2 protein-coding genes are annotated in these 2,100 nt (G+C 60.1%); both read right to left on the bottom strand.

All coding sequences use genetic code 11. The features are described from left to right. Nucleotides 1-207: 207 nt before the first annotated feature. Nucleotides 208-1,590: an ISNCY family transposase gene (locus KIP88_RS45600; protein ID WP_249791564.1), complete on the bottom strand. Its 1,383-nt coding sequence runs from the start codon at nucleotides 1,588-1,590 to the stop codon at nucleotides 208-210. 41 nt (nucleotides 1,591-1,631) lie between these two features. Further along, on the bottom strand, nucleotides 1,632-1,991 hold the full coding sequence (locus KIP88_RS47735; protein WP_213257012.1) for a DUF6788 family protein: 360 nt from the start codon (nucleotides 1,989-1,991) through the stop codon (nucleotides 1,632-1,634). Nucleotides 1,992-2,100: the final 109 nt, after the last annotated feature.

The following is a 2,100-nucleotide window of genomic DNA, read 5'->3' as shown; positions in this document are numbered from 1 at the left end:
CTAGTTTCTGTCGCGAAACGCCCGGATTTGGGGGCGCCGATCCAAGTTATGCCGATGGATTGGGCACAAAATGAAGGAGAGCAACGGGACCGGCAAGCTCGGGACAGATGATTTTTGAGTTGGTTTCAGGTATTGCGCGCCGGCTGTCAGCTTGAGATGTGCTGAGCCGTGGCCACTTTGAGTGACCGGGACAGGCCTACGGGTCTATCAAGCAGCTTTTCGCCTGCGCGACGATCCCGCCATCAGCATTGCCGCAATCCTCATGAGATTGTTGGCGAGCACCGCGGCGCCGACCCACAGTTCGAAGCGGTCACGTCCCTCGGCGAGACAGCGCTTCATGCCGCGGCCTCGGAACAGCACGGAGATGCGTCCCTCGATGCCGGCGCGAAAGCGTTGACCATTCTTGAAGACCACGCTCTTTTCGTACGCCTCACGTCGTCCCGTCCTCTTGCCACCACGCTGAGGAATGCACACCACCTTCACGCCGGCGTGCTTGCACGAGGCAAGGTTCTGCTCGCTGAAGAAGCCACGATCCGAGCCATACAGCTGCGGGGCACGGCCAAAGGCCTGCCTGTGGCGCTGGAGGGAAGATGCCACATGAACCTCGTCGGGCGGATTGCCTTTCAGCACCTCGTATTGCGTGATCAGGCCCTCCGCGCTTTCGGCGAGGAAGACTTTGTGGCCGAACTCGACCGGCGTGCGCACCTTGCCGCGTTTGATCAGGTCGGTATGGGGCTCGAAGATGGAATAAATCTTCTCGTCGGTAGCCACCTGCTCACCAAAGAGCACACGATGACGTGCCTGATCGATGACACGATCTCCCAGCCCGCAGAAGTGCTCGATCTGACTGCGCAGTTCCTCGATGGCCATGTCGGCGAACATGTCCTTGCCGCGCATCGTGCGGGTCCTCTCGAGCCCCGCGCGTGCGTTTCCTACGACCTCCTCGGCAATGTCGATGAGCGCCCGGTATATCCGGGTCTGCTGCTCGTGACGCTGCCTCGTCGTCATGCGCTGGATCTCGTACATCCGGCGCCGCGCCGCGCGCGTGCGGTCGCAAAAGCCCTTGATTCTTCGCAATTCCAGCGCTTTGGCCAGACGGCGGACCAAGCGTGTGACGACGCGGACCACATCCCATAGCAACGTGTTGTCGGTCGGATGATGAATGTCGGTCTGCACCACCGTAGTGTCGACCCGCAGCTTCGTGCCATCCTCCAATTCGAGCTCGACCGCTGCCCGAACCACCAAATCGTTGACCGCTTTCAGCGTTTGTGGGGTCAGACGGATGAAGCCACGCTGGAAGGCGTCGTGCTTCGGCACCGGCGCGCAGTAGAAGTCGGTGAACTGACGAAGCGTCAATCCATCTGCGATGCGTTCACGCAACTCGCGATAGTCCCAGTTCTTGAGCCGCATCAGAACCAGCGAGCGCAGCACCTGTGTCGCCGTCAATCCGTGACGACCGCTATCTGGCTGCTTCAGGCCACGCACCAGATCCCGCCGGACACGCTCGATGACGTCCCGCTGGTCGTCGAGAAAGCCGGATATCGCCTCCAGCAGCGGCTCCAGGCGAATGCCCTGATCACGTTGCCGCATCAGCTCCCAATCGGCAAAGCTGATCTGTCGCGCTGTCGCTCTCACACCGCTCGGCTCTTCTTGCTTTTGGATGCTTCGGCGCGCTGTCGCTTCAGCGCTTTGATGTATCGCGGTGCCGCCTGGTGCAGCAGATCCTGCAGAGCGCGCCCGTTGTCCAGGTTGCGCTGAACCTCCGGCACAAGCTCTTCCGGCACGTAGACGGCAACGCGACGCCCGTTCGCGCGACCGTAGAGCACATAACTTTGATGCTGTTCGCCAGACTGGCACGCAGGGCAATTCTTGCGGATGCACCGGCTACGACGCAGGCTCAGCGAACCCAGAAGCGCAGGCCAGAGATTCGTCGATTCGCTTCGCAGCCAGCGCGCGACATCCGAAGGCGATTCCGAATCAACATGCTTCATATGAAGAATGTGATACCATGCACATGTACGCCGCAAGAAAAAACATGCTCGAAAATCGCGAAATAACCCCTATTTTTTTGGGCGAAATGTCTTTCGCGACAGAAACTAG

Origin of the sequence: Bradyrhizobium sp. SRL28, from assembly GCF_018596315.1 — a bacterium.
In the GTDB taxonomy this organism is placed as follows: Bacteria; Pseudomonadota; Alphaproteobacteria; order Rhizobiales; family Xanthobacteraceae; genus Bradyrhizobium.
Note: the sequence above shows the minus strand (reverse complement) of the source record. Positions and strands in the feature narration are given on the sequence as shown.

Coding starts and splice junctions, on each gene's coding strand:
- KIP88_RS45600 (WP_249791564.1), bottom strand. CDS start 1,590: ATGCGGCAACGTGATCAGGGCATTCGCCTGGAGCCGCTGCTGGAGGCG.
- KIP88_RS47735 (WP_213257012.1), bottom strand. CDS start 1,991: ATGAAGCATGTTGATTCGGAATCGCCTTCGGATGTCGCGCGCTGGCTG.